Source organism: Achromobacter sp. NFACC18-2 (genome assembly GCF_900108985.1).
Classification (GTDB): domain Bacteria; phylum Pseudomonadota; class Gammaproteobacteria; order Burkholderiales; family Burkholderiaceae_B; genus Achromobacter.
On the sequence record NZ_FNYM01000017.1, the window covers coordinates 40,432 to 58,917 of the forward strand.

22 protein-coding genes and 1 pseudogene are annotated in these 18,486 nt (G+C 64.9%); 16 read left to right on the plus strand and 7 right to left on the minus strand.

From position 1 onward, the window contains the following. Positions 1 to 2: 2 nt before the first annotated feature. Genes BMW75_RS22930 through BMW75_RS22950 form a run of 5 tightly spaced genes read left to right on the plus strand, consistent with a single transcriptional unit; the run spans position 3 to position 4,018 of the window. Entirely contained in the window at positions 3 to 851 is an 849-nt protein-coding gene (locus BMW75_RS22930) for an ABC transporter permease (protein WP_092581999.1), read from the plus strand. Further along, complete coding sequence (locus BMW75_RS22935) at positions 852 to 1,673, plus strand: ABC transporter ATP-binding protein (protein WP_076520026.1); 822 nt, start codon at positions 852 to 854, stop codon at positions 1,671 to 1,673. Positions 1,674 to 1,701: 28 nt separating this feature from the next. Beyond that, positions 1,702 to 1,884 (plus strand): DUF4089 domain-containing protein, encoded by a 183-nt coding sequence (locus tag BMW75_RS22940; RefSeq protein ID WP_076520025.1) that lies wholly within the window; start codon positions 1,702 to 1,704, stop codon positions 1,882 to 1,884. Beyond that, complete coding sequence (locus BMW75_RS22945) at positions 1,881 to 3,269, plus strand: AtzE family amidohydrolase (protein WP_092582000.1); 1,389 nt, start codon at positions 1,881 to 1,883, stop codon at positions 3,267 to 3,269. Before BMW75_RS22940 ends, BMW75_RS22945 begins: the two co-directional genes overlap by 4 nt. A gap of 41 nt (positions 3,270 to 3,310) precedes the next feature. Next, entirely contained in the window at positions 3,311 to 4,018 is a 708-nt protein-coding gene (locus BMW75_RS22950) for a GntR family transcriptional regulator (protein ID WP_076520023.1), read from the plus strand. A gap of 33 nt (positions 4,019 to 4,051) precedes the next feature. On the opposite strand, the gene BMW75_RS22955 is transcribed toward BMW75_RS22950, so the two are convergent. After that, entirely contained in the window at positions 4,052 to 4,591 is a 540-nt protein-coding gene (locus BMW75_RS22955; protein WP_092582001.1) for an antibiotic biosynthesis monooxygenase, read from the minus strand. A 203-nt stretch (positions 4,592 to 4,794) separates the two neighbouring features. Here BMW75_RS22955 and hpxZ point away from each other — a divergent pair, with 203 nt between their 5' ends. Further along, positions 4,795 to 5,169 (plus strand): oxalurate catabolism protein HpxZ, encoded by a 375-nt coding sequence (gene hpxZ, locus BMW75_RS22960; protein WP_092582002.1) that lies wholly within the window; start codon positions 4,795 to 4,797, stop codon positions 5,167 to 5,169. A 93-nt stretch (positions 5,170 to 5,262) separates the two neighbouring features. Continuing rightward, on the plus strand, positions 5,263 to 5,817 hold the full coding sequence (locus BMW75_RS22965; protein WP_076520020.1) for an NADPH-dependent FMN reductase: 555 nt from the start codon (positions 5,263 to 5,265) through the stop codon (positions 5,815 to 5,817). Positions 5,818 to 5,966: 149 nt separating this feature from the next. Here BMW75_RS22965 and BMW75_RS22970 read toward each other — a convergent pair whose 3' ends face one another. After that, complete coding sequence (locus BMW75_RS22970) at positions 5,967 to 6,785, minus strand: AraC family transcriptional regulator (RefSeq protein WP_092582003.1); 819 nt, start codon at positions 6,783 to 6,785, stop codon at positions 5,967 to 5,969. A gap of 279 nt (positions 6,786 to 7,064) precedes the next feature. Here BMW75_RS22970 and BMW75_RS22975 point away from each other — a divergent pair, with 279 nt between their 5' ends. Together BMW75_RS22975 and BMW75_RS22980 are read left to right on the plus strand one after the other, a co-directional pair. Then, positions 7,065 to 8,738: a 2-isopropylmalate synthase gene (locus BMW75_RS22975; protein WP_092582004.1), complete on the plus strand. Its 1,674-nt coding sequence runs from the start codon at positions 7,065 to 7,067 to the stop codon at positions 8,736 to 8,738. A 66-nt stretch (positions 8,739 to 8,804) separates the two neighbouring features. Beyond that, positions 8,805 to 9,404: a BPSL1445 family SYLF domain-containing lipoprotein gene (locus BMW75_RS22980; RefSeq protein WP_092582005.1), complete on the plus strand. Its 600-nt coding sequence runs from the start codon at positions 8,805 to 8,807 to the stop codon at positions 9,402 to 9,404. Between the two features lie 719 nt (positions 9,405 to 10,123). Here the strand turns inward: BMW75_RS22980 and BMW75_RS22985 are convergent. Continuing rightward, positions 10,124 to 10,339, minus strand: coding sequence for a dodecin (locus BMW75_RS22985; protein ID WP_076520016.1), 216 nt, complete (start codon positions 10,337 to 10,339; stop codon positions 10,124 to 10,126). A 188-nt stretch (positions 10,340 to 10,527) separates the two neighbouring features. On the opposite strand from BMW75_RS22985, the gene BMW75_RS22990 reads away from it, so the two are divergent. Beyond that, complete coding sequence (locus BMW75_RS22990; protein ID WP_092582081.1) at positions 10,528 to 11,049, plus strand: DUF6496 domain-containing protein; 522 nt, start codon at positions 10,528 to 10,530, stop codon at positions 11,047 to 11,049. A 79-nt stretch (positions 11,050 to 11,128) separates the two neighbouring features. Here the strand turns inward: BMW75_RS22990 and BMW75_RS22995 are convergent, their stop codons facing one another. Next, on the minus strand, positions 11,129 to 12,031 hold the full coding sequence (locus BMW75_RS22995) for a LysR family transcriptional regulator (RefSeq protein WP_092582006.1): 903 nt from the start codon (positions 12,029 to 12,031) through the stop codon (positions 11,129 to 11,131). 124 nt (positions 12,032 to 12,155) lie between these two features. On the opposite strand from BMW75_RS22995, the gene BMW75_RS23000 reads away from it, so the two are divergent. Next, positions 12,156 to 12,950 carry an SDR family NAD(P)-dependent oxidoreductase gene (locus BMW75_RS23000; protein WP_092582007.1) on the plus strand — a complete coding sequence of 265 codons (795 nt, stop codon included), beginning with the start codon at positions 12,156 to 12,158 and terminating at the stop codon, positions 12,948 to 12,950. A gap of 28 nt (positions 12,951 to 12,978) precedes the next feature. After that, positions 12,979 to 13,992 (plus strand): zinc-binding alcohol dehydrogenase family protein, encoded by a 1,014-nt coding sequence (locus tag BMW75_RS23005; RefSeq protein WP_092582008.1) that lies wholly within the window; start codon positions 12,979 to 12,981, stop codon positions 13,990 to 13,992. Positions 13,993 to 14,018: 26 nt separating this feature from the next. Here BMW75_RS23005 and BMW75_RS23010 read toward each other — a convergent pair whose 3' ends face one another. Both BMW75_RS23010 and BMW75_RS23015 read right to left on the minus strand, forming a co-directional pair. After that, positions 14,019 to 14,375, minus strand: a complete 357-nt coding sequence (locus BMW75_RS23010; protein ID WP_092582009.1) for a hypothetical protein — start codon at positions 14,373 to 14,375, stop codon at positions 14,019 to 14,021. Positions 14,376 to 14,450: 75 nt separating this feature from the next. Further along, entirely contained in the window at positions 14,451 to 15,353 is a 903-nt protein-coding gene (locus BMW75_RS23015) for an aldose epimerase family protein (RefSeq protein WP_175493246.1), read from the minus strand. 419 nt (positions 15,354 to 15,772) lie between these two features. Between BMW75_RS23015 and BMW75_RS29990 the strand changes: the two genes are divergently transcribed. From BMW75_RS29990 to BMW75_RS29995, 3 genes and pseudogenes are all read left to right on the plus strand, one after another. Next, the gene (locus BMW75_RS29990) at positions 15,773 to 15,991 is read left to right on the plus strand and encodes an RNase A-like domain-containing protein (protein WP_371467530.1); all 219 of its coding nucleotides are present in this window, start codon (positions 15,773 to 15,775) and stop codon (positions 15,989 to 15,991) included. Between the two features lie 11 nt (positions 15,992 to 16,002). Next, entirely contained in the window at positions 16,003 to 16,296 is a 294-nt protein-coding gene (locus tag BMW75_RS23020; RefSeq protein WP_092582010.1) for a contact-dependent growth inhibition system immunity protein, read from the plus strand. 180 nt (positions 16,297 to 16,476) lie between these two features. Further along, positions 16,477 to 16,686, plus strand: a pseudogene (locus BMW75_RS29995) (IS3 family transposase); the annotation flags it as partial. Between the two features lie 191 nt (positions 16,687 to 16,877). On the opposite strand, the gene BMW75_RS29255 reads toward BMW75_RS29995, so the two are convergent. Further along, entirely contained in the window at positions 16,878 to 17,492 is a 615-nt protein-coding gene (locus BMW75_RS29255) for a hypothetical protein (protein WP_139208581.1), read from the minus strand. 523 nt (positions 17,493 to 18,015) lie between these two features. Here BMW75_RS29255 and BMW75_RS23025 point away from each other — a divergent pair. Further along, positions 18,016 to 18,420: a restriction endonuclease fold toxin 5 domain-containing protein gene (locus BMW75_RS23025; protein WP_092582011.1), complete on the plus strand. Its 405-nt coding sequence runs from the start codon at positions 18,016 to 18,018 to the stop codon at positions 18,418 to 18,420. Positions 18,421 to 18,486 lie beyond the last annotated feature (66 nt).

Genomic DNA, 18,486 nt, shown 5'->3' on the forward strand with positions numbered 1-18,486 from the left:
CCATGACCGTATCCACGGCAACGGGCGCCGCGCCCGCCTCCTCCCCGGCCTCCACGGCCGCCCCGCCGCAGGCGGGGATGTCCAAGCCGCCGCGCAAGTTCGACGCCTCGCGCCTGCTGCCGCTCGTCGGCCCGCTCGCGCTCTTCGTGGTGTGGGACCTGGTGGTCCGCCTGCAACTGGTCAGCCCCGTGCTGCTGCCCACCCCCAGCGCCACCATCGTGGCGCTGGTCAAGGGCATGGCAGGCGGCGCGCTGCTGGGCGACTTCCTGTCCTCGCTGAACCGCACCGTGCAGGCCTTCCTGATCGCCGGCATCATCGGGGTGCCGCTGGGCGTGCTGCTGGGCAGCAACGAAAAGGCCTACCGCAGCGTGGAGTTCCTGGTGGACTTCTTCCGGTCCACGCCCTCTTCCGCGCTGATCCCGCTGTTCCTGATGATCTTCGGCGTGACCGACATGAACAAGATCGCCATCGCCGCCTTCGCGGCCGTGCTGGTGATCCTGTTCAACAGCGCCTACGGCGTCATCAACGCCCGCAAGCAGCGCGTGATGGCGGCGCGCGTCATGGGCGCATCGCGCTGGCAGATCTTCAAGGACGTGCTGATCTGGGAAAGCCTGCAGCCCACCTTCGTCGGCCTGCGCAGCGGCGTGTCGATGGCGCTGGTCATCGTGATCGTGGCCGAGATGTTCATCGGCTCGGACAGCGGCCTGGGCAATCGCATCATCAATTCGCAGCAGGTGCTGAACGTGCGCGAGATGTACGCCTCCATCCTGGCCGCCGGCGCGCTGGGCTATGTGCTCAACATTCTCTTTCTCGTGCTGGAAAAGCGCGTGGTTCATTGGAGCGGCCGATAAATGTCCACCGTCATCAATCCCGTCATCGCCCCCACGCCGGCCGCCGCGCCGTTCCAGCCCGGCCCGCTGGGCACGCACATCACGATCCGCGGCCTGACCAAGTATTTCGCGGGCTGGCCGCTGTATGAAGACTTCAACCTGGACATCCCCAAGGGCAAGATCGTCTCGGTCTTCGGGCCCAACGGCTGCGGCAAGTCCACGCTGATCAACATGATCGCGGGCCTGATCCCCATCGATTCCGGCGAGATCCTGTTCGACGGCAAGTCGCTGGCGCAGACCAAGATCGGCTACGTGTTCCAGAACTACCGCGAAGCCATGTTCCCGTGGTTGCGCACCATCGACAACATCGCCTATCCCTTGCGCCTGGAAGGCCGCAGCAAGGCCGAGGTGGACGCCCGGGTCGAGGAACTGGTCGCCTCGTTCGACGTGAAGTTCGACCTCAAGCGCTATCCCTATGAGCTGTCGGGCGGACAGCAGCAGACCGCATCCATCATGCGCGCGCTGGCCCCGGGACCCGAAGTGCTTTTCCTGGACGAGCCCTTTTCCGCCCTGGATTTCGAGATGACGCTGTTCATCCGCGAAAAGCTGCAGGAGGTCTTCATGCAGACCGGCACCACCATGCTGCTGGTCTCGCATGACCTGGAAGAAGCCGTGTACCTGGCCGACCAGGTGCTGCTGCTGACCAAGCGCCCCACGCGCGTCGCCGAGATCCTCGACTACACCGACGCGCGGCCACGCACGGTCGACACGCTGTCCGAACCCAGCTTCATCCAGATGAAGAAACTGAGCCTGGAAATCTTCCAGCGCGAAGTGCGCAAGTAATCCAACGCCGCCCACGGGAGCATCCGCCATGACACAGGAAACCATCGACCAATACGTGCGCAGCGCGCTGGCGCTGTCGGGGTATGCCTTGCGCGATTCCGCCACCGAGCAGGTCGTGCAGCAGTTCTCGCGCATCCACGACATCGCGGCGTCCTTCGCGGACGAGCCGCTGCCGGTGGAACTCGAATCCGCTTCGGTGTTCCGTCCGTGAGCGGCCCCGCCCACGACATCGCCCGCCAGGTCCGCAGCGGCGAACGCAGCGCCACCGCGGTGCTGGACGCCGCGCTGGCCCGCGTGCGCGAGCGCGACCCCCGCTACAACTGCTTCACCGCCATCACGGAAAGCCGCGCGCGGCAGGAGGCCTCGGCCATCGATGCGCGCCGGGCACGGGGCGAAACGCTGCCGCCGCTGGCGGGCGTTCCCTATGCGGTGAAAAACCTGTTCGACATCGCCGACGAAGTCACGCTGTCGGGCGGACGCGTCAATGCGTCCAACCCGCCGGCGCGCGGCGACGCGCGGCTGGTGGAGCGGATGCGCGACGCCGGCGCGGTGCTGATCGGCGCGCTCAACATGGATGAGCACGCCTACGGCTTCACCACCGAGAACACGCATTACGGCGCCTGCCGCAACCCGCACGACACGTCGCGCATCGCGGGCGGGTCGTCGGGCGGCAGCGCCGCCGCCGTGGCGGGCGGGCTCGTGCCGCTGACGCTGGGTTCGGACACGAACGGCTCGATCCGCGTGCCCGCCTCGCTGTGCGGCGTCTTCGGACTGAAGCCCACCTTTGGCCGCCTGCCGCGCACGGGCTCCTATCCGTTCGTCGGCAGCCTGGATCATCTGGGTCCGTTCGCGGCCAGCGCGAGCGACCTGGCCGCGGCGTACGACACGCTGCAGGGACCCGACCCGGCAGACGTCGCGTGCGCGCAGCATGCGCCCGAGCCTGCCTTGGCGGGCCTCGCCGAGGGCGTGGGCAACCTGCGCATCGCGGTGCTGGGCGGCTATTTTTCTGAATGGGCGAGCCCGCAGGCGCGCCGCGCCGTGGAGATTGCCGCGCGCGCCCTGGGCGCCGTCGACGTGGTCGAGATGCCCGCCGCGGCGCAGGCCCGCGCGGCCGCCTTCATCATCACCGCGGCCGAAGGCGGGGCCTTGCATCGCCGCCGGCTCGTCACGCACTACGACTACTACGAGCCGCACTCGCGCGACCGCCTGGTGGCGGGCAGCCTGGTGCCCGCGGCCTGGGTGCAGCAGGCGCAGCGCGTGCGCCACCGCGCCTACCTCGAGGCGCTGACCCTCTTTGACCAGTACGACGTGCTCATCGCCCCCGCCACCCCCGTCAGCGCCACGCCGATCGGCGCGGACTGGCTGACCCTGGCGGGCAAGCAGTTGCCGGCCCGCGCCAGCATGGGCCTGCTGACGCAGCCCATTTCGGCCATCGGGTTGCCCGTCTGCACCGCGCCGACATGGCCCGAACTGGACGAGGACGGCCACCTGCCGCTGGGGGTGCAACTGATTGGCGCGCCCTGGCGCGAGTCCGTCTGCCTGCGCGCCGCCTACGCGCTGGAACAGGCCGGCGCGGCGCGTGTCCGGCCGGTCTGATCCCCTCAACAGTACCCATCGCAACGCCTGGAGGTCCAGACATGGAATCCGCTTTTGCCGCCATCGACATGCCGCGCACGCTGGCCGACTCCGCGTACAGTTCGCTCAAGCGCGACATTCTGGACTTCCGGCTGGCCCCGGGCGACCGCTTCACCGAAACCGAGATCGCGGACCGGCTGCAGGTCAGCCGCACGCCCGTGCGCGAAGCCCTGTTCCGCCTGGAGCGGGAAGGCTACCTGGAGGTGCGGCAACGCAACGGATGGCTGGTCAAGCCGCTGGATTTCGAGACGCTGGACCACTTCTATGAGCTGCGCAGCGTGCTGGAATTGGCGGCGGTGCACGCGCTGTGCGCCCCCGACCCCTCGCCCGGTCCGCAGCACGCCCTGCGCTCGCTCGCGCAGACGTGGCTGGTGGACGAAAGCGAGCGGTCCAACGATTGCGAATGGCTGGCGGACCTGGACGAACGCTTTCACGTCGATCTGGTGGCGGCCGCGGGCAACCCCGAGATCGCCCGCGTGCACCGCGCCGCCACCGAGCGCATCCGCATCGTGCGCCGCCTGGACTTCACGCAGCCGGACCGCATCCGCACGACGTATGAAGAGCATGGCGCCATCCTGTCCGCGCTACTGGCGCGCGACGCGGACGGCGCAGCCCGGCTGCTGCGGGCGCATATTCAGGATAGCCAGGATGCCGTGCGCAAGATCACGCTGCACCGGCTGTACGCCACGCGCCGCGCCAAGGCCGCATAGCGGCGGCCGCGTGCCGCGCGGGGCCGCCCGGCCCTAACCGGCGCGCAGCCAGCGCTGCAGCAGGCGAGAGATGACGGGGATGCAGACAAACACCATGATGGGCGTCAGGATCACGCTGGTGATCAGCACGCGCCAGAAAACCGGCAGGATGCTCAAGTGCTCGCTGACCAGCATCGAAAACACCAGCAGCACCGGAAAATAGGCCAGCCAGATGCTGACCGCCTGCTTCCAGCGCGGCGGCGTGCTGGCCTTGGGCGCGAACCAGCCTTCCGTGCCGCTCACGCGGTGTTCGCGGCTCGCGCGCACCAGGGTGGCTCCGCGTTCCAGCCACATGCGGCGCGGCAGCGAATTTTCCCAGCGGTTCAGGCTGGCTTCGTCGGTAAAACGCAGCACGATCTGGTATTCGTCGCCGCCCTCGGGCGGCTGCAGCACGCCCGACCCCAGAAAACCGGGGAAGCCCGCCGCCAGGATTTCGCCCTGGCGCATCCAGGACAGGAAATCGCTATAGCGCTCGGGCGCGATGTGCCGCGTCACCAGCATGGTGACCGGAACGGAAATGGCGGAACTGGACATGGCGGAACTCCTGGGGCAGCGTGCAGCGTGTTATGCATGGTTAACCCTAGCAAGCCGTGTGCCAGCTTTGCAGCGCAACATGTCCCTATGGAGAGTCATGCCGCGCCGGCGACGCGAAGGAAATTGCGCACCGCAACACACCCCATATTGGTGATTACCCCTACATGACGCACCAACCTGGTGCATTACGGAGATGAGAAACGATGGACATCAATCTGCCCGACGTCGTGGCCGAAGTGACGGCGGCCCTTGAACGCTACGAAACCGCGCTGGTATCGAATGACGTCCAGGAGCTGGACACCCTGTTCTGGAACAGCCCCCATACCCTGCGCTACGGCGCCGGCGAAAACCTGTACGGCTACGACGCGATCCGCGCCTTCCGGGCGCAACGTTCGCCGCAAGGCCTGGCGCGCCGCGTGCTGCGCACCGCCATCACGACCTACGGCCGCGACTTCGCCACGGCCAACCTGGAGTTCCAGCGGGACGGCAGCGAGCGCATCGGACGCCAGAGCCAGACCTGGATGCGCACCCCGCAAGGCTGGCGCGTGGTGGCCGCCCACGTCAGCCTGATGGCCTGAGGCTTGAGGCCTTGGCCCCGTAACCGGGATTGAGCGCCGGGTTATGCAGGTCTACACTGACTGTTCCTTTTTTCCCCTTTGGAGCACCCGTCCATGAGCACATACAAGATTGCAGTTTTCGTCGGAAGCCTGCGCGCCGCCTCGATCAACCTGCGTTTGGCACGTGCGCTGGAAAAGCTGGTTCCGGCCGACTTCAAGTTCGAGTATGTGAGCCTGGGCGACGTGCCGCTCTACAACCAGGACAACGAAAACAATCTGCCCGCCCCGGCGGCCAAGCTCAAGCAGCAGATCGCCGACGCGCAAGGCATCCTGTTCGTCTCGCCGGAGCACAACCGCTCCGTGCCCGCCGCCATCAAGAACGCCATCGACTGGGGTTCGCGTCCGTGGGGCCAGAACTCGTGGACCGGCAAGGCCGTGGGCATCCTGGGCGCGTCGCCCAGCGCCGCGGGCACGGCGATGATGCAGCAGCACCTGCGCAACATCCTGGCCGCCGAAGGCGCCAATGCGCTGACCACGCCGGAGGTCTTCCTGCAGTACGCCGAAGGCCTGGTCGACGACCAGTTCAATATCACCAATGAAGGCACCCGCAAGTTCCTGCAGGGCTGGGTGGACCGTTACGTCGACTGGATCAAGAAAATGCACGCCTGATCTGCCGCCGACGCCGGCCCGGCCCCAAAGCCAAGCCGGCGCGCATCGCCCGACCTACCTCCGGGCGATCAAGCCCCTCGATCCGTCGAGGGGCTTTTTTGTTGCACGATGACGCCTGCGCCGGGATGACGGTCGCGCCTTTGCCTGTGCTACGTATTCGCGGCAAACGCGGAAGGGGGCTGTCCGAATTGCCTGCTGAACGCCGTGGTGTAGGCGCTATGACTATCGTAGCCACTGGCCAGCGCCACCTGCGTGATCGGGATTCCCTGCATCAATGGCGTCAGCGACGACATGAGCCGCAGTTGCTGACGCCACTTCCCGAAGGTCATGCCGGTCGATTGCAGAAAGCGCCGGTGGAAAGTCTTGCCGCCCATTGCCAGCCTGCCGGCCCACTCGGCGGCAGTAGCCGCATCGCCCGGATTGTCCAACAGCGCCTGGCACACGTGCCGCACCAGGCTGTCCGCGCCGCTCGGCGGCCACGGCAGATGGAGCGGAAGAACCGGCGGAGCGCGCAATTCGTCGATCAAGAGCGCGCCGAGCAAACGCATGCGCCTGGAGGATGCGGCCTTGTTGTTGGCCTTGTCGTCGGCCCGGGCCAGCGCCATGATCAGCTCGCGCACCAGACCGGACACATGCACGACGCAATCAGCCGCCGGCAGGCGGGCGCACACATCCTCGCGCACGAACAGGCCGTGTGCTTGCAGCGCCACGGGCGCCGTCAACTGGTGCGGCACACCCGATCGAAGCCAGACGGCGGCCGTGGGCGGCACCAGCCATTGCCCGCTTTCGGCTTCCACCCGCAACAAGCCGCGATCCGCGTATATCAGATGGCCATACGGATGCTCATGCCGGGGCACGACATGGCCCGCCGGGTAGCGCAGGGCCACACCGAACACCGGCAGGCCGCGGGCTGCTTCCGCACTCAGATCGAGCGCATGGCCGCCATCTTCGGGAGAGGAAAAGCCCATGTCCGCGCGTTTTGTCCAAATAGGTAAAGAATTTGTCCATTTTTATGTAGATGGACTATTCCCGCAAGCCTAATATCCCAGGCAACGCAACCTGCTGGATCCATGTCGCTCATGTCCACCCTCGGTCTTTCGCAACGGCTACTACCGCTGGCTCCCGGTCGGGGTCTGCGCGCGTCCGTTCGTGCCATGACCCATCCTGATTCCCCCTGACCCCGACCGTCGTCAGCTTGTTCCAAGCCAGGGGACTCGGGTGCCAACGATTCCCCTGGAGTGAGCTTCATGCTGACCGATCCTTCCCAGAAATACCGCCCCATTGCCCCGGTCGATCTTGCCGACCGCCAATGGCCGTCACGCACCTTGACGCAGGCCCCGACCTGGCTGTCCACCGACTTGCGCGACGGCAATCAGGCGCTGTTCGAGCCGATGAACCGCGAGCGCAAGCTGCGCCTGTTCCACGAGCTGGTGCGCATCGGCTTCAAGGAAATCGAGGTCGGCTTTCCCGCGGCATCGCGCACCGACTTCGAGATCGTGCGCCACCTCATCGACGCGGGACAGATCCCCGACGACGTCACTCCCATGGTCATGACGCAATTGCGCGATGACCTGATAACCGAAACCGTGCGCGCCGTGGCGGGCGCGCGGCGTGTGATCGTGCATTTCTATAACGCCATCGCGCCCGCCTGGCGCGACATCGTGTTCGGCATGAGCGTGCCGCAGATCATCGACATGGTGGAGCATCACATTGCGCGGTTCAGGCGGCTGACGGCGGCGCACCCGGAAACCGAGTGGGTGTTGCAATACTCGCCCGAGACGTTCTGCATGGCCGAGCTGGATGTGTCGTTGACCGTGTGCAACGCCGCCATTCAAGCCTGGAATGCCGGGCCGCAACGGCCGATGATCATCAACCTGCCGACCACGGTGGAGGTGTCCACGCCCAACGTCTTCGCCGACCAGATCGAATGGATGGATCGGCGGCTGGCGCGGCGCGAGCACATCGTCCTGTCCGTGCATCCGCACAATGACCGAGGCACGGGCGTGGCCTGCGCCGAACAGGCCATGCTGGCCGGTGCGCAACGTGTCGAAGGCTGCCTGTTCGGCAATGGTGAGCGCAGCGGCAACGTCGATGTGGTGACGCTGGCGTTGAACCTGTATACGCAGGGCATCGCGCCGGGGCTGGACTTCTCGGACATCGTGGCGGTTGCCCGCGTGGCCGAGGAATGCACCGCGTTGCCGATCCACCCGCGTCACCCGTATGTGGGCGATCTGGTCTTCACGGCTTTCTCGGGCTCGCACCAGGATGCCATCGCCAAGGGCTTTTCCGCGCAACAGGCCGATGCGCCCTGGCGCGTGCCGTACCTGCCCATCGACCCGAAAGACCTGGGCCGCACCTACGACAGCATCGTGCGCGTCAACAGTCAGTCGGGCAAGGGGGGCATCGCCTTCTTGCTCAACCGCGACCACGGCATCGTCATGCCGCGCCGCATGCAGGTGGAGTTCAGCGCCATCGTCCAGGCGCTGGCCGACGCCAGCGAAACGGAGCTGGCCAGCGAGCAGATCTGGGCCGTGTTTGAGCGCACGTACCTTGCCCCGGTACGGGACCAGCCCGGCTTCATGTACCGCGGCCACCGCCTGTACGAGCACGCGGACGGTCAAGGCATCGCGCTGGAACTGGCGGATGCCAACGGCAACGTAACGACCTTCGAAGGGACAGGCAACGGCCCGATCGCCGCGACCGTGGCGGCGCTGGGCTTGCCGCTGCGCATCGACAGCTATGAGGAACGCAGCTTGGGCGCAGGCTCCGATGCCGTGGCGCTGGCCATTGTGGAGGCCGCCATTCCCGGCGTGCCCGGCTCGCGCTTTGGCGTAGGCCGACATGCAAACATCGCTACCGCGTCGGTCCTGGCCGTGCTGAGTGCGGCGGCCCGCCTGTCTCGGGCTGTGCCATCACATTGATGTGTTCGGCGCCCGGATTGTGCCGTACAGTACCTGAGGGAAGACAAACCCAAAAAGGAGAGTTCCATGTTCGATACTTTTCCTGCACTGCGCCGTACCGGTATGGCCGCCATCGCGATCAGTGCCGCCGGCCTGCTGCTGGCGGGCTGCACCACCACACCGCCGTCCAAGCCGTCTGCCGCGGCCAAAACCGATACACGGCAGGCCCTGGACAGCGCGGCCAGCGCCACCCTCGCCAAGCTCTACGAAGCCGCCCCGTCATCCAGGGAGCTTGTCGCTCGCGCGAGGGGCGTGCTGGTTTTCCCCGATGTGCTCAGCGGGAGCTTCATCGTCGGCGCCGAACACGGCAAGGGCGTGCTGCGCGTGGGCAACTCGGCCGCCGGTTATTACCAAACCACGTCCGGTTCAGTCGGCTTTCAGGCAGGCGCGCAATCGAAGGCCATGGTCCTGCTGTTCATGACCGATGACGCCTTGAACAAGTTTCGCAACAGTAGCGGCTGGACCGTAGGCGCCGATGCCACCGTGGCTATCGTCAATGTCGGCGTCAACGGACGCATCGATACCAACACGGCCAAGCAGCCCATCGTCGGCTTCGTCATGAACAACGGCGGGTTGATGGCGGGCGTGTCGCTCGAAGGCACCAAGATCTCGAAGTACGAGCCCTGACCGCGCCTCGGGCACGCAGAACGCCGCGGTGTGCCGCGGCGTTTTGCTGCCCGGTCGGGACGGCGCCGGACATCGGGCGCCACTTATCCCCGCCAACTGTGGAGAAAGGTGAGGACAGCCTTGGGGCAGGTCCAAAATCCCCGTTCGCGCCAAGCACTTGCGAGGCACGAGCAATCATTGCTCAATCCTCCGTATGGGCGGTTTGCGGCGCAGTTATCCCCGTTTTGCAGGGCTGCCGGAGGGGGATCGACCGCGCCAGCCGCCGCCGTGTGGATTTGTCCCCGTCTTCTGTGGAAAAGGATGAGGACAGCATGAGGGCAGCTTGAAAATCCTGTTGCATATCAAGGCCCTGCAAGCGGTGGTCAAGAAAGGCCCAAACGCTGTTCGCGCGGCCCTGTGTTGTCCCCCGCAAATGTGGATAAGCCTGAGGACAGCCTGCGGGAAGCCTGCAAAAACCCTTACCCAGCAAGGACTTGCAGGGTGCGGGCAAGAAAGGCGCAGCGCCCCGGCCGGGCGGCGTCGCGCCAGCGCACCGCGCGGCGTTGGGGAAAAGCGGGCGGGCTTGTCCCCACGGAATGTGGACAAGCCTATGAACAGTCGGACAACAAGTCCTGAAAGTCCTTATCCGACAGTCACTTGCGAGGCGCGGTCAAGGATTGACCAGGACCGCGCGCTCACGCGCAGCCCGATCACCCACCGCCCGATCACGCATTGCCCGGTCAGCTATTGCCTTCAAGGCGCATGCCGATCTTCAGCCCCACCTGCCAATGCGCCACTTTTCCGTCCTTGATGTGCCCGCGCACTTCGGTGACCTCGAACCAATCGAGATTGCGCAAGGTCTCGGACGCGCGCGCGATGGCTTGGGCGATGGCATCGTCGGTGGACTTGGTGGAAGAACCCACCAACTCGATCTGCTTGTAGACATGATTCGACATAGCTTGTCTCCGCTCTGGGGGTGAGTCGCGAATCGTCGGTGCGCTGGCCGTGTTCCGGCGCTTACGACCGGCAATCCATTCGAACACACAGGATACCCGCGCAGCGATAGAGTGGTGTTACGAGTTCCGTCGCGCGGTCTCGACCGGCGACGGAACCGCTTTTGCAACGCCAAGCAAAGGAGGTCACCATGCCTGACCGAAAGACCCTGGAACGCGCCAAGCGCGACAAACAAGCAGGCAAAGCCCCATCGACCCAAGCCGGCGAATTCGTGCGCGAGGAAATCGAGCATGTGCGCGAAGGCAAGCACGGCGTGCGGTCCACCAAACAGGCCATCGCGATCGGCCTTTCCAAAGCGCGCCGTGCGGGCGTGAAGGTGGGCACGTCAAAACAGGCCAGCGCCGAAACCAAACGCCGCGCGCAGCAGGACAGCCATGCGGCGCACGACAGCCACGCCAAGTCGGGCACGCGGGCCAAGGCCGCCACCCAGGCCCTGAAGAAGGAAAGCGCCACACCCGCGTCAACGCCCGCGCTGTCGCGCAACGCCAAGAAGACCGCGAGCCAGCGCACGGCCGCGGATCGCTCCGCCGCAGCGCGCAAGGCCGCCGCCACCAAGGGCGCGGCGGGTCGCTCGGCTGCCGCGAAGAAGGCGGCGCGCACCCGCGCCGCGAACCGGCAGGCGGCGGGCGGTCATACGCACGCCGGACATTGACGGCGCACGCGCGGTGCCACTCGGCCGAAGCTGAAGGTGGTCGCAGGGGCCCGCGCCCATCGCCAGGCGGGCCGCGCTCCTATCCCGCGTCGAAAGCCCTGAAGCGATCATGCAGGAACTCGCGCAGCCGCTTGACGGCCGGCGACAGCAGCATGCGGTGTACGCACAGCAGATACAGCGGCGAGGGCTCGCTGACGTACCCAGAGAGCAGCTCCACCAGCCGGCCGGCGCGCAGGTCCGCCAGCACGTCATAGCGCGACTTGTACGCCACGCCGTGCCCCGCCAAGGCCCAGCGGCGCACCAGATCGCCGTCGTCGGCGACGCGGTCGCCCTTGACCGGCACCACGATGCTCGACCCCTCGCGTTCGAACGTCCAGCGGTCATGCAGCGTCTCGCCCAGCACGAAGGACAGGCAGTTGTGGCGGCGCAGGTCGGCGGGCACCTGCGGCACGCCGTGCCGCGCCAGGTACGCGGGCGCGGCGCAGACCACGCGGCGGTTGTGCTCGGCCAGGGGCAGCGCCACCAGGGCCGAATCGTTGGGCGAGCCATAGCGCACGGCGATGTCGACGGGCTGACGGTACAGATCGGCCAACCGGTCGCTGATGCGCAACTGGAACCCGACGCGCGGGTGCTGGCGCTGGAATTCGTCCAGCCAGGGCAGCAGCACGTGGCGGCCCAGATCCGACGGGACCGACACCGACAGCGTGCCGGCGATATCGGTCTTGTCGCGCGCCATCGCATTTCGGCCCGCCTCCAGCGAGGCCAGGGCCGAGCGCGCATGTTCCAGATAGCGCTCGCCGTCGCTGGTCAGGCGCAGGCTGCGCGTGGAGCGGACGAACAACCGCGTGTCGAGCGCCTGCTCCAGCCGTTTGAGGGCGGCGCTGGCCACGGCCGGCGTCAGGTCCAGTTCACGCGCAGCCGCCGAAAAGCTGCCCAGGTCGGCCGCCGCGATAAAGATTCTCAAATCCTCGAACCGCACCATGTCCGCCTCATTTTCAAAAAATTATTGAAACTGACTGCGATGCTAGCCGGTTTTTCAACGTCCGGGACTGGGTAATGATGCTTGCATGCATCCCCCGCCCCCCCGACACGCAAGGAGTCTCCGCATGAAAATCGAACTGAAGGGCAAGAAGGCGCTGGTCACCGGATCGTCCGGCGGCATCGGCCTGGCCATCGCCACCGGGCTGGCCGAAGCCGGCGCCCAGGTGGTGCTGCACGGGCGCAATGCCGGCAAGCTGGCGCAGGCAGCGCAGACCCTCACGCAGAAGTTCGCCGGCGTGCAGGTCTCCACGGTGCAGGCGGATCTGGCCACCGCGGACGGCGCGGCTTCGGTCTGCGCCGCGCATCCGGACGTGGACATCCTCGTCAACAACGCCGGCACGTTCACGCCAAAGTCCTTTACGGAAATCACCGACGACGACTGGCAGTCCATGATGGACACCAACGTCATGAGCGGCATCCGCCTGTCGCGCTACTACCTGCCGCGGATGCTGGCCGCCAACTGGGGCAGGATCGTGTTCATTTCCAGCGAATCCGCCGTGCAGATCCCCGCCGAGATGATTCATTACGGCGTGAGCAAGACCGCGCAACTGGCCGTTTCGCGCGGACTGGCTGAACTGACCGCCGGCACCGGCGTCACGGTCAACGCCGTGCTGCCCGGCCCCACGCGGTCGGAAGGCGTGGCCGACTTCTTCGCGGAAATGGCCAAAGAACAAGGGGTGTCGCAGGCGCAGATGGAGCAGGACTTCATCGCCCAGCACCGCCCCACCTCGCTGCTGCGGCGGCTGGCCACCGTGGATGAAGTGGCCAACATGGTGATCTACACCTGCTCGACCCAAGCCTCGGCCACCAACGGCGCCGCGCTGCGCGTGGACGGCGGCGTGGTCCGCTCCATCCTCTGACAACCCTTATCCCTGTGAATCCCGCACCATGAAAGCCATTGCCTACTTCAAGAACCTGCCCGCCGACAACGCCGACGCCTTGCAGGACATCACCGTGCCCGAACCCGTTCCGGGCGACCACGACCTGCTGGTGGACGTGCATGCCATCTCGGTCAACCCCGTGGACGTCAAGATCCGCGCCAACCGCAAGGCCCGCGACGGCCAGCCCGAAATCATCGGCTGGGACGCCGCCGGCATCGTGCGCGCGGTGGGCGCGCGGACCAGCCTCTTCAAACCGGGCGATCGTGTCTGGTATGCCGGCGCCTTGACCCGGCCGGGCGCCAACAGCGAACGCCACGTCGTGGACGAGCGCATCGTCGGCCACATGCCCAAGAGCCTGGATTTCGCGCAGGCCGCCGCCTTGCCGCTCACCACCATCACCGCGTGGGAATTGCTGTTCGACCGCCTGCGGGTCCTGGACAACGCCGCCCCCAGCCAGCACAGCCTGCTCGTGATCGGCGCGGCGGGCGGCGTGGGCTCGATCCTCGTGCAACTCGCGCGCCAGCTCACCGGCCTGACCGTCATCGGCACGGCCTCGCGTCCCGAGACCCAGTCCTGGGTGCGCGAACTGGGCGCGCATCACGTCATCGACCACACCAAGCCGCTGACCGATGAACTCAAGCGCATCGGCTTCGAGAACGTGAGCTATATCGCGGGCCTGACCCACACCGACACGCATTTCCCGCAAATGGCCGAGGCCATCGCGCCGCAAGGCAAGATCGCCCTGATCGACGACCCCGCGGCCATCGACGTGCGTCTGCTCAAGGGCAAATCGGCTTCGCTGCACTGGGAATTCATGTTCGCGCGGCCGCTGCACAACACGCCCGACCTCATCGCCCAGCACGAGCTGCTGAACCAGGCTGCCCGCCTCATCGACAACGGCACGCTGCGCAGCACGCTGGGCGAGCACTACGGCACGATCAACGCCGAAAACCTGCGACGCGCCCACGCCTTCATCGAAAGCGGCAAGGCGCGGGGCAAGATCGTGCTGGAGGGGTTCTAGGAAGGCGGCGCGGGGCCGCGGCGTCCTTAACCGCGCCCTTCGCGCTTGGCGCGGGCGTGCGGATCGTTGATTTCGGCTTCCAGTTCCGAGATCAGCCACTCGAACCAGCCGTTCTCGGTGCGGGCATAGACGACGGCCGCCGGCGTCTTGCCTTCGCGCCAGCCCGGCTGGTGCGTGTCCATCCAGGACGACAGGCTTTTGTGCGGCGCCAGCAGACCGGACAGCCAGGACCACACATAATCAGGCACGTTGCGGCGAAAGCCCTTGGCGCTGGTGTAAATGGTCGGTTCCAACGGCAGGTTGCCCGCGCGAGCCAGCTTGGCCTGGGTCCGGCGCAGCGTCTCGACGGCGGCCTGCAGTTGTTCGGTGCTGAGCTTTTTCACGTAACGACTCCTGGTTCCTGGTTTGCAGCGGATTATCGCCGCAGGCCGCGGCGCTTACCAAGCCCTGTGCGTCCCTCAGGGTTTCCGCGCCGGCGCCAGGGCCAGCAGCAGCGTCGCGCTGAAGCGCTCGCCGGGTTCCAGCACCTGCATGCCGGTACGGGTCTCGCCGGCCGCGGCCAGGTTGAAGGCGTCGGCCACGTTCGTGACCGGCTCCACGCACAGAAAATCAGCCCCCGGCGCCGTGTACACCACCAGATGCGCGAATGCCGGATCGGCGTGCAGCGCCAGCTCGTGGCCGTCGGGCCAATGCAGCGTCGCGCGGCCCTGCCACTGCGACAGATACGTATCGCAGCCCTCGGCGGACTGGCGCAACGCGCGCACATTCGCCGCCTGGCTGCCGGTCGGCAAGCCGTCGGCGTCCGACGGCCAGAGGCGGCGCGCATGCAGGGTCACGCGCTGGGCCGTGAAATAAGGATGAATGCCCAACCCGCACGGCATGGGCGTATCGCCCCGGTTGGTAATGGCCAGCTTCAGGCTGAGTCCGCGGCTGTCCAGGCGCCAGCGCTGCTCGCATTCGAACGGCCAGGGCCAGCCCAGCACGCCCGCGGGTTGGTCCAGCACCAGATCGACACTATCCGCCGCCAGGTTGCGGACTTGCCAGGCTTGGAACAGCCCCGCGCCATGAATGGCTTGCGGTCGGTTGGGCACGGACTGCAGCGCATACCGTGCGCCATTGAACGTGAACACGCCATCGCGGATGCGGTTGGAATACGGCGCCAGCGGATATGAGCCGGCGCGCGGCCATTTTCCGGCAGGCCATTCGGTGGCCGTCAGCGGGACGATCCAGTCATGCCCGCCAGTGGACAACCGCGTCAGCCGCCCGCCCCCGCCCGGCGCGAACTCGGCGTGGTGATCGCCACTGGCGATGGAAACGCGCTCGCTGGCGTCAAGCGGGTCGGCAAAAGGAAAATCCGGCACGGGCTGCTCCCGCGGCATGAACAAGGGCCGCGCGGTGGGATTGTGCCGTCCGCGCCGCGCAGCGGCAAGTTCAGGAGCACGAGGCCTCGAAGACCTGCCTGTCGGACGTCCGGGCGATTGGCTTGAGGCCGCGAATCCACGCATTGCCATGGGTGGCTACCACGCCCGACGAGCAATGGTCGACGGACCTTGCCGCGTCTGGGCGGGCCGCGGTAGCGAGGGGCGATACATCCACTCGCTCATGCACATTGCATGCGAGCCTTTCCCTGGTTACTTCAGACAAGGCTGATCGACAGCGTCGCGGCGTTTTGTAACAGTCGTCGCTCTACCTTTTAGTCAGGGCGAAGTGATGGACGAAGACTCAAGCATTAGCATTGTGCTCACGCCAGTGCAGTTAGCGGCAATAAGCGATAAATGGAGTGATGCGCAGCCGTGCTGAGGACATACTTATTTGGGCAAAGACAGCCCCGAAAAATGATGTGCTGCGATTAACGGCCACCACAGCGGATGATGTGGGTGTAGTTTTGATTCGTGGAGCGTCCGAGTTGGTCAAAGGAAGAAAGTTGATCGTCCTGTTGAAGAAGGAACGATACAACGGTATGCCGTACTACCTGCTCACAGCGTGCCTGGGGGCCTGATGGAATCCGATATGGACCAATATCCTGAGCTTGAGCAGTTCATTGGTGCCTATTTCATAGAGGATTTTGATATCTTCGGCGAGACCATCGAGGAAATAGCTCTTTGCTATAAGCGCGTTGCTGCTAAAGCACGAATTCAACAAGCGTGCTTAGAGATGGACAAGTTCATCGCGGACAACAAAGTTGGCGCCGATGTCGCCTTCGCGGAACGATGGGGATCGTTTGATCCTGCTTTGTGGGGATACACAACTGCCTCCTTTTTTGACGAGCTAAAGCGAATTCTGAACTGCCCCCGCATCGCTTGAGACAATTATCAAGCGTCGTGCAGGGTGTGCGGGAACCCTGCCTTATGTAAGCGCCAAGCTCAAGCGCATGTTTGCTGACTTGGCGCTGGAGAGTGCGGCGATCAAGGACGTCCTAAACCGAAAATCCTGACGCCGTCACCCAAGCGCGAGGTGGTGGAGCAACTAGTGCAAGCCAAGCGTTCTATCACGCGCGCTTGTCAGATGGCCGGCCTTTCGCGGGCGGCGTACTACAAGAGGTCAACGCCAGCACCTGAACGAGACGCACAAGTCATTGATGCCCTCAATGCCATTGCCACTCGCCATAGGCGGAGGGGATTCTGGAAGTGCTTTACCCGGCTGCGGCTCGACGGCCGCTGCTGGAATAAAAGGCGCGTTCATCGGGTGTACTGCTTCCACAGCAAGACAAATCCCAGCTGGGCGTGGCGACGATAACCCCGGCCTCTTCCGAGTGCGCTGAAAAGCGGGTTTCGGCCAGCGGTGCATGCGGCGCTTACGGAAACAGCATGGCGTCGATGAATGGCAATGGAGTTGGGCTAACGCGATATGTTGCGCCGTGCTTCTCGGAGAGTTACCTTTTCGGTTCAGTCAAATGACGCCAGGAGCGAGGCGTAGGTGCGGACGCCGTCCACCACTACGCCAACTTTCGGAATCCACGCTCCCAGCATCACTTTTACGGGCTGACGTACCCCTGGAGGCGAAAGCTCCCATTCCCAACCCATCGAATGACTGGTTCCGGAATCGTTGACGCCAGCGGACTCCCTCGGCTTCGAACCAAGACATTGAGCAAACGCCTTCGCAAATTGGGTCGTCGTGGTCAGTAGCTTTTCGCGCAGTTCATCCGTCATGACCGACTTATCAGGAACAGTGGGAATCTTGAATATGCAAGACACAGACCTGATTGGAGCGCCTCCCCTGTAGGTCTTGTCCGAGATGTAGCACTTCTCGAAGGGTTCGACATTTCCAGTCATTCTCCAACGCTGGCGTTGGAATGGTGCTCCCGGCCGGTTGGAACTGGAAACCTCCTCGCCCCGCATGCTCTCCCAACGATTCGACTTTTCCGAGGCGATCAGCTTTATTGTCGAACATTGCGAATCTGGCATTGAGAACGCCAGCGACGATCCAACCGCGACAAAACACACGGCAGTAATACCCAGAGTATGTCGCAGTGCATTCATGGTTCGCTCGATTTTTGCCATGCCACACCCCTATATTTTTGAACAAATAGCGTATTCGCAATAGGGATGTAAGTAACTCATCCGAAAAGAGCAATCCTGCGCTTCTGAGGGAAATTCTCACCCTCGACACTGAAGTGCCTTTGAGCCAGTCCATCAAGAAGGGGCGCCTTCGAAGAACGCCCCGAGAACAGCCTCCGGGTTAATCCTAAACCGCGCGATGGAGCCCTTCCTTGACGGCTGTGCGACCGCCCAAGCGATGGGCCGCCGGTATGCTCCATCGCATCCGGGACCATCCACCACCCCAACCCCAATCACGGAGCAGGGCCATGCTCGAAGCACTTGTACGCCTCAATGTAGAACTGATCGACGCCCTCAACTTCGGCACATTCATCAACAAATAGCTTCGTCACTCACAAGTCCTGCGCCACGCCCAGTCGTGGCGTGGCGACGATAACCCGGCAATGTTTAAACTCGATGGTCAGTTCCGCCTCGCGTCCCGCGGGTTTCCTCGTCGCTATTTTTTAACGGGTCATGCTAGAAATAGGTGCCTTTCCGGCGGTTCCACCCAAATTGGAGAGCCTACGAGTACCAGGCCAGAATCACGGGCTTCGCCTACGACACCGAATATTGCAAATGGAGTGATGTGTGGAATTGGCAAGGCACTGCGATGCGGGGCCCGTTCAATATCGATTTCGACGGCTTCATCTCGGCAACGTGCCTGTTGCAGGAGACACAAGGAAATTATGACAGTTTCATCGACGGCGACGGAGAACAAGCGGGCTGGTTCGGCGGCTTCAAGGATATGCGGCTACAAGCCAGCCGTCAGACCGCTGCGGTTCGTAGCAACCCTCCCGCGAGATTGAGATGGTACTTCCAGACTCCTCGTCCGCAGGCGTTTCTGCGACCACTCCTAAATAGCCTCGGCGCCGAATCTGTGGTTATTCCCTAACGAGACGGACATGCTCATTACATGCCAATTTAAAGACCCTACGCATCGGTCTGGCGATTTTCCGGA

What these genes read in the sequence shown, in the direction of transcription:
- BMW75_RS22970 (WP_092582003.1), bottom strand. Translation starts at nt 6,785, where the DNA reads ATGGGCTTTTCCTCTCCCGAAGATGGCGGCCATGCGCTCGATCTGAGT.
- BMW75_RS22935 (WP_076520026.1), top strand. Translation starts at nt 852, where the DNA reads ATGTCCACCGTCATCAATCCCGTCATCGCCCCCACGCCGGCCGCCGCG.
- BMW75_RS22930 (WP_092581999.1), top strand. Translation starts at nt 3, where the DNA reads ATGACCGTATCCACGGCAACGGGCGCCGCGCCCGCCTCCTCCCCGGCC.
- BMW75_RS22990 (WP_092582081.1), top strand. Translation starts at nt 10,528, where the DNA reads ATGCCTGACCGAAAGACCCTGGAACGCGCCAAGCGCGACAAACAAGCA.
- BMW75_RS22995 (WP_092582006.1), bottom strand. Translation starts at nt 12,031, where the DNA reads ATGGTGCGGTTCGAGGATTTGAGAATCTTTATCGCGGCGGCCGACCTG.
- BMW75_RS22980 (WP_092582005.1), top strand. Translation starts at nt 8,805, where the DNA reads ATGTTCGATACTTTTCCTGCACTGCGCCGTACCGGTATGGCCGCCATC.
- BMW75_RS22985 (WP_076520016.1), bottom strand. Translation starts at nt 10,339, where the DNA reads ATGTCGAATCATGTCTACAAGCAGATCGAGTTGGTGGGTTCTTCCACC.
- hpxZ (WP_092582002.1), top strand. Translation starts at nt 4,795, where the DNA reads ATGGACATCAATCTGCCCGACGTCGTGGCCGAAGTGACGGCGGCCCTT.
- BMW75_RS23020 (WP_092582010.1), top strand. Translation starts at nt 16,003, where the DNA reads ATGGACCAATATCCTGAGCTTGAGCAGTTCATTGGTGCCTATTTCATA.
- BMW75_RS23000 (WP_092582007.1), top strand. Translation starts at nt 12,156, where the DNA reads ATGAAAATCGAACTGAAGGGCAAGAAGGCGCTGGTCACCGGATCGTCC.
- BMW75_RS22950 (WP_076520023.1), top strand. Translation starts at nt 3,311, where the DNA reads ATGGAATCCGCTTTTGCCGCCATCGACATGCCGCGCACGCTGGCCGAC.
- BMW75_RS23005 (WP_092582008.1), top strand. Translation starts at nt 12,979, where the DNA reads ATGAAAGCCATTGCCTACTTCAAGAACCTGCCCGCCGACAACGCCGAC.
- BMW75_RS22955 (WP_092582001.1), bottom strand. Translation starts at nt 4,591, where the DNA reads ATGTCCAGTTCCGCCATTTCCGTTCCGGTCACCATGCTGGTGACGCGG.
- BMW75_RS22940 (WP_076520025.1), top strand. Translation starts at nt 1,702, where the DNA reads ATGACACAGGAAACCATCGACCAATACGTGCGCAGCGCGCTGGCGCTG.
- BMW75_RS22965 (WP_076520020.1), top strand. Translation starts at nt 5,263, where the DNA reads ATGAGCACATACAAGATTGCAGTTTTCGTCGGAAGCCTGCGCGCCGCC.
- BMW75_RS29255 (WP_139208581.1), bottom strand. Translation starts at nt 17,492, where the DNA reads ATGGCAAAAATCGAGCGAACCATGAATGCACTGCGACATACTCTGGGT.
- BMW75_RS22975 (WP_092582004.1), top strand. Translation starts at nt 7,065, where the DNA reads ATGCTGACCGATCCTTCCCAGAAATACCGCCCCATTGCCCCGGTCGAT.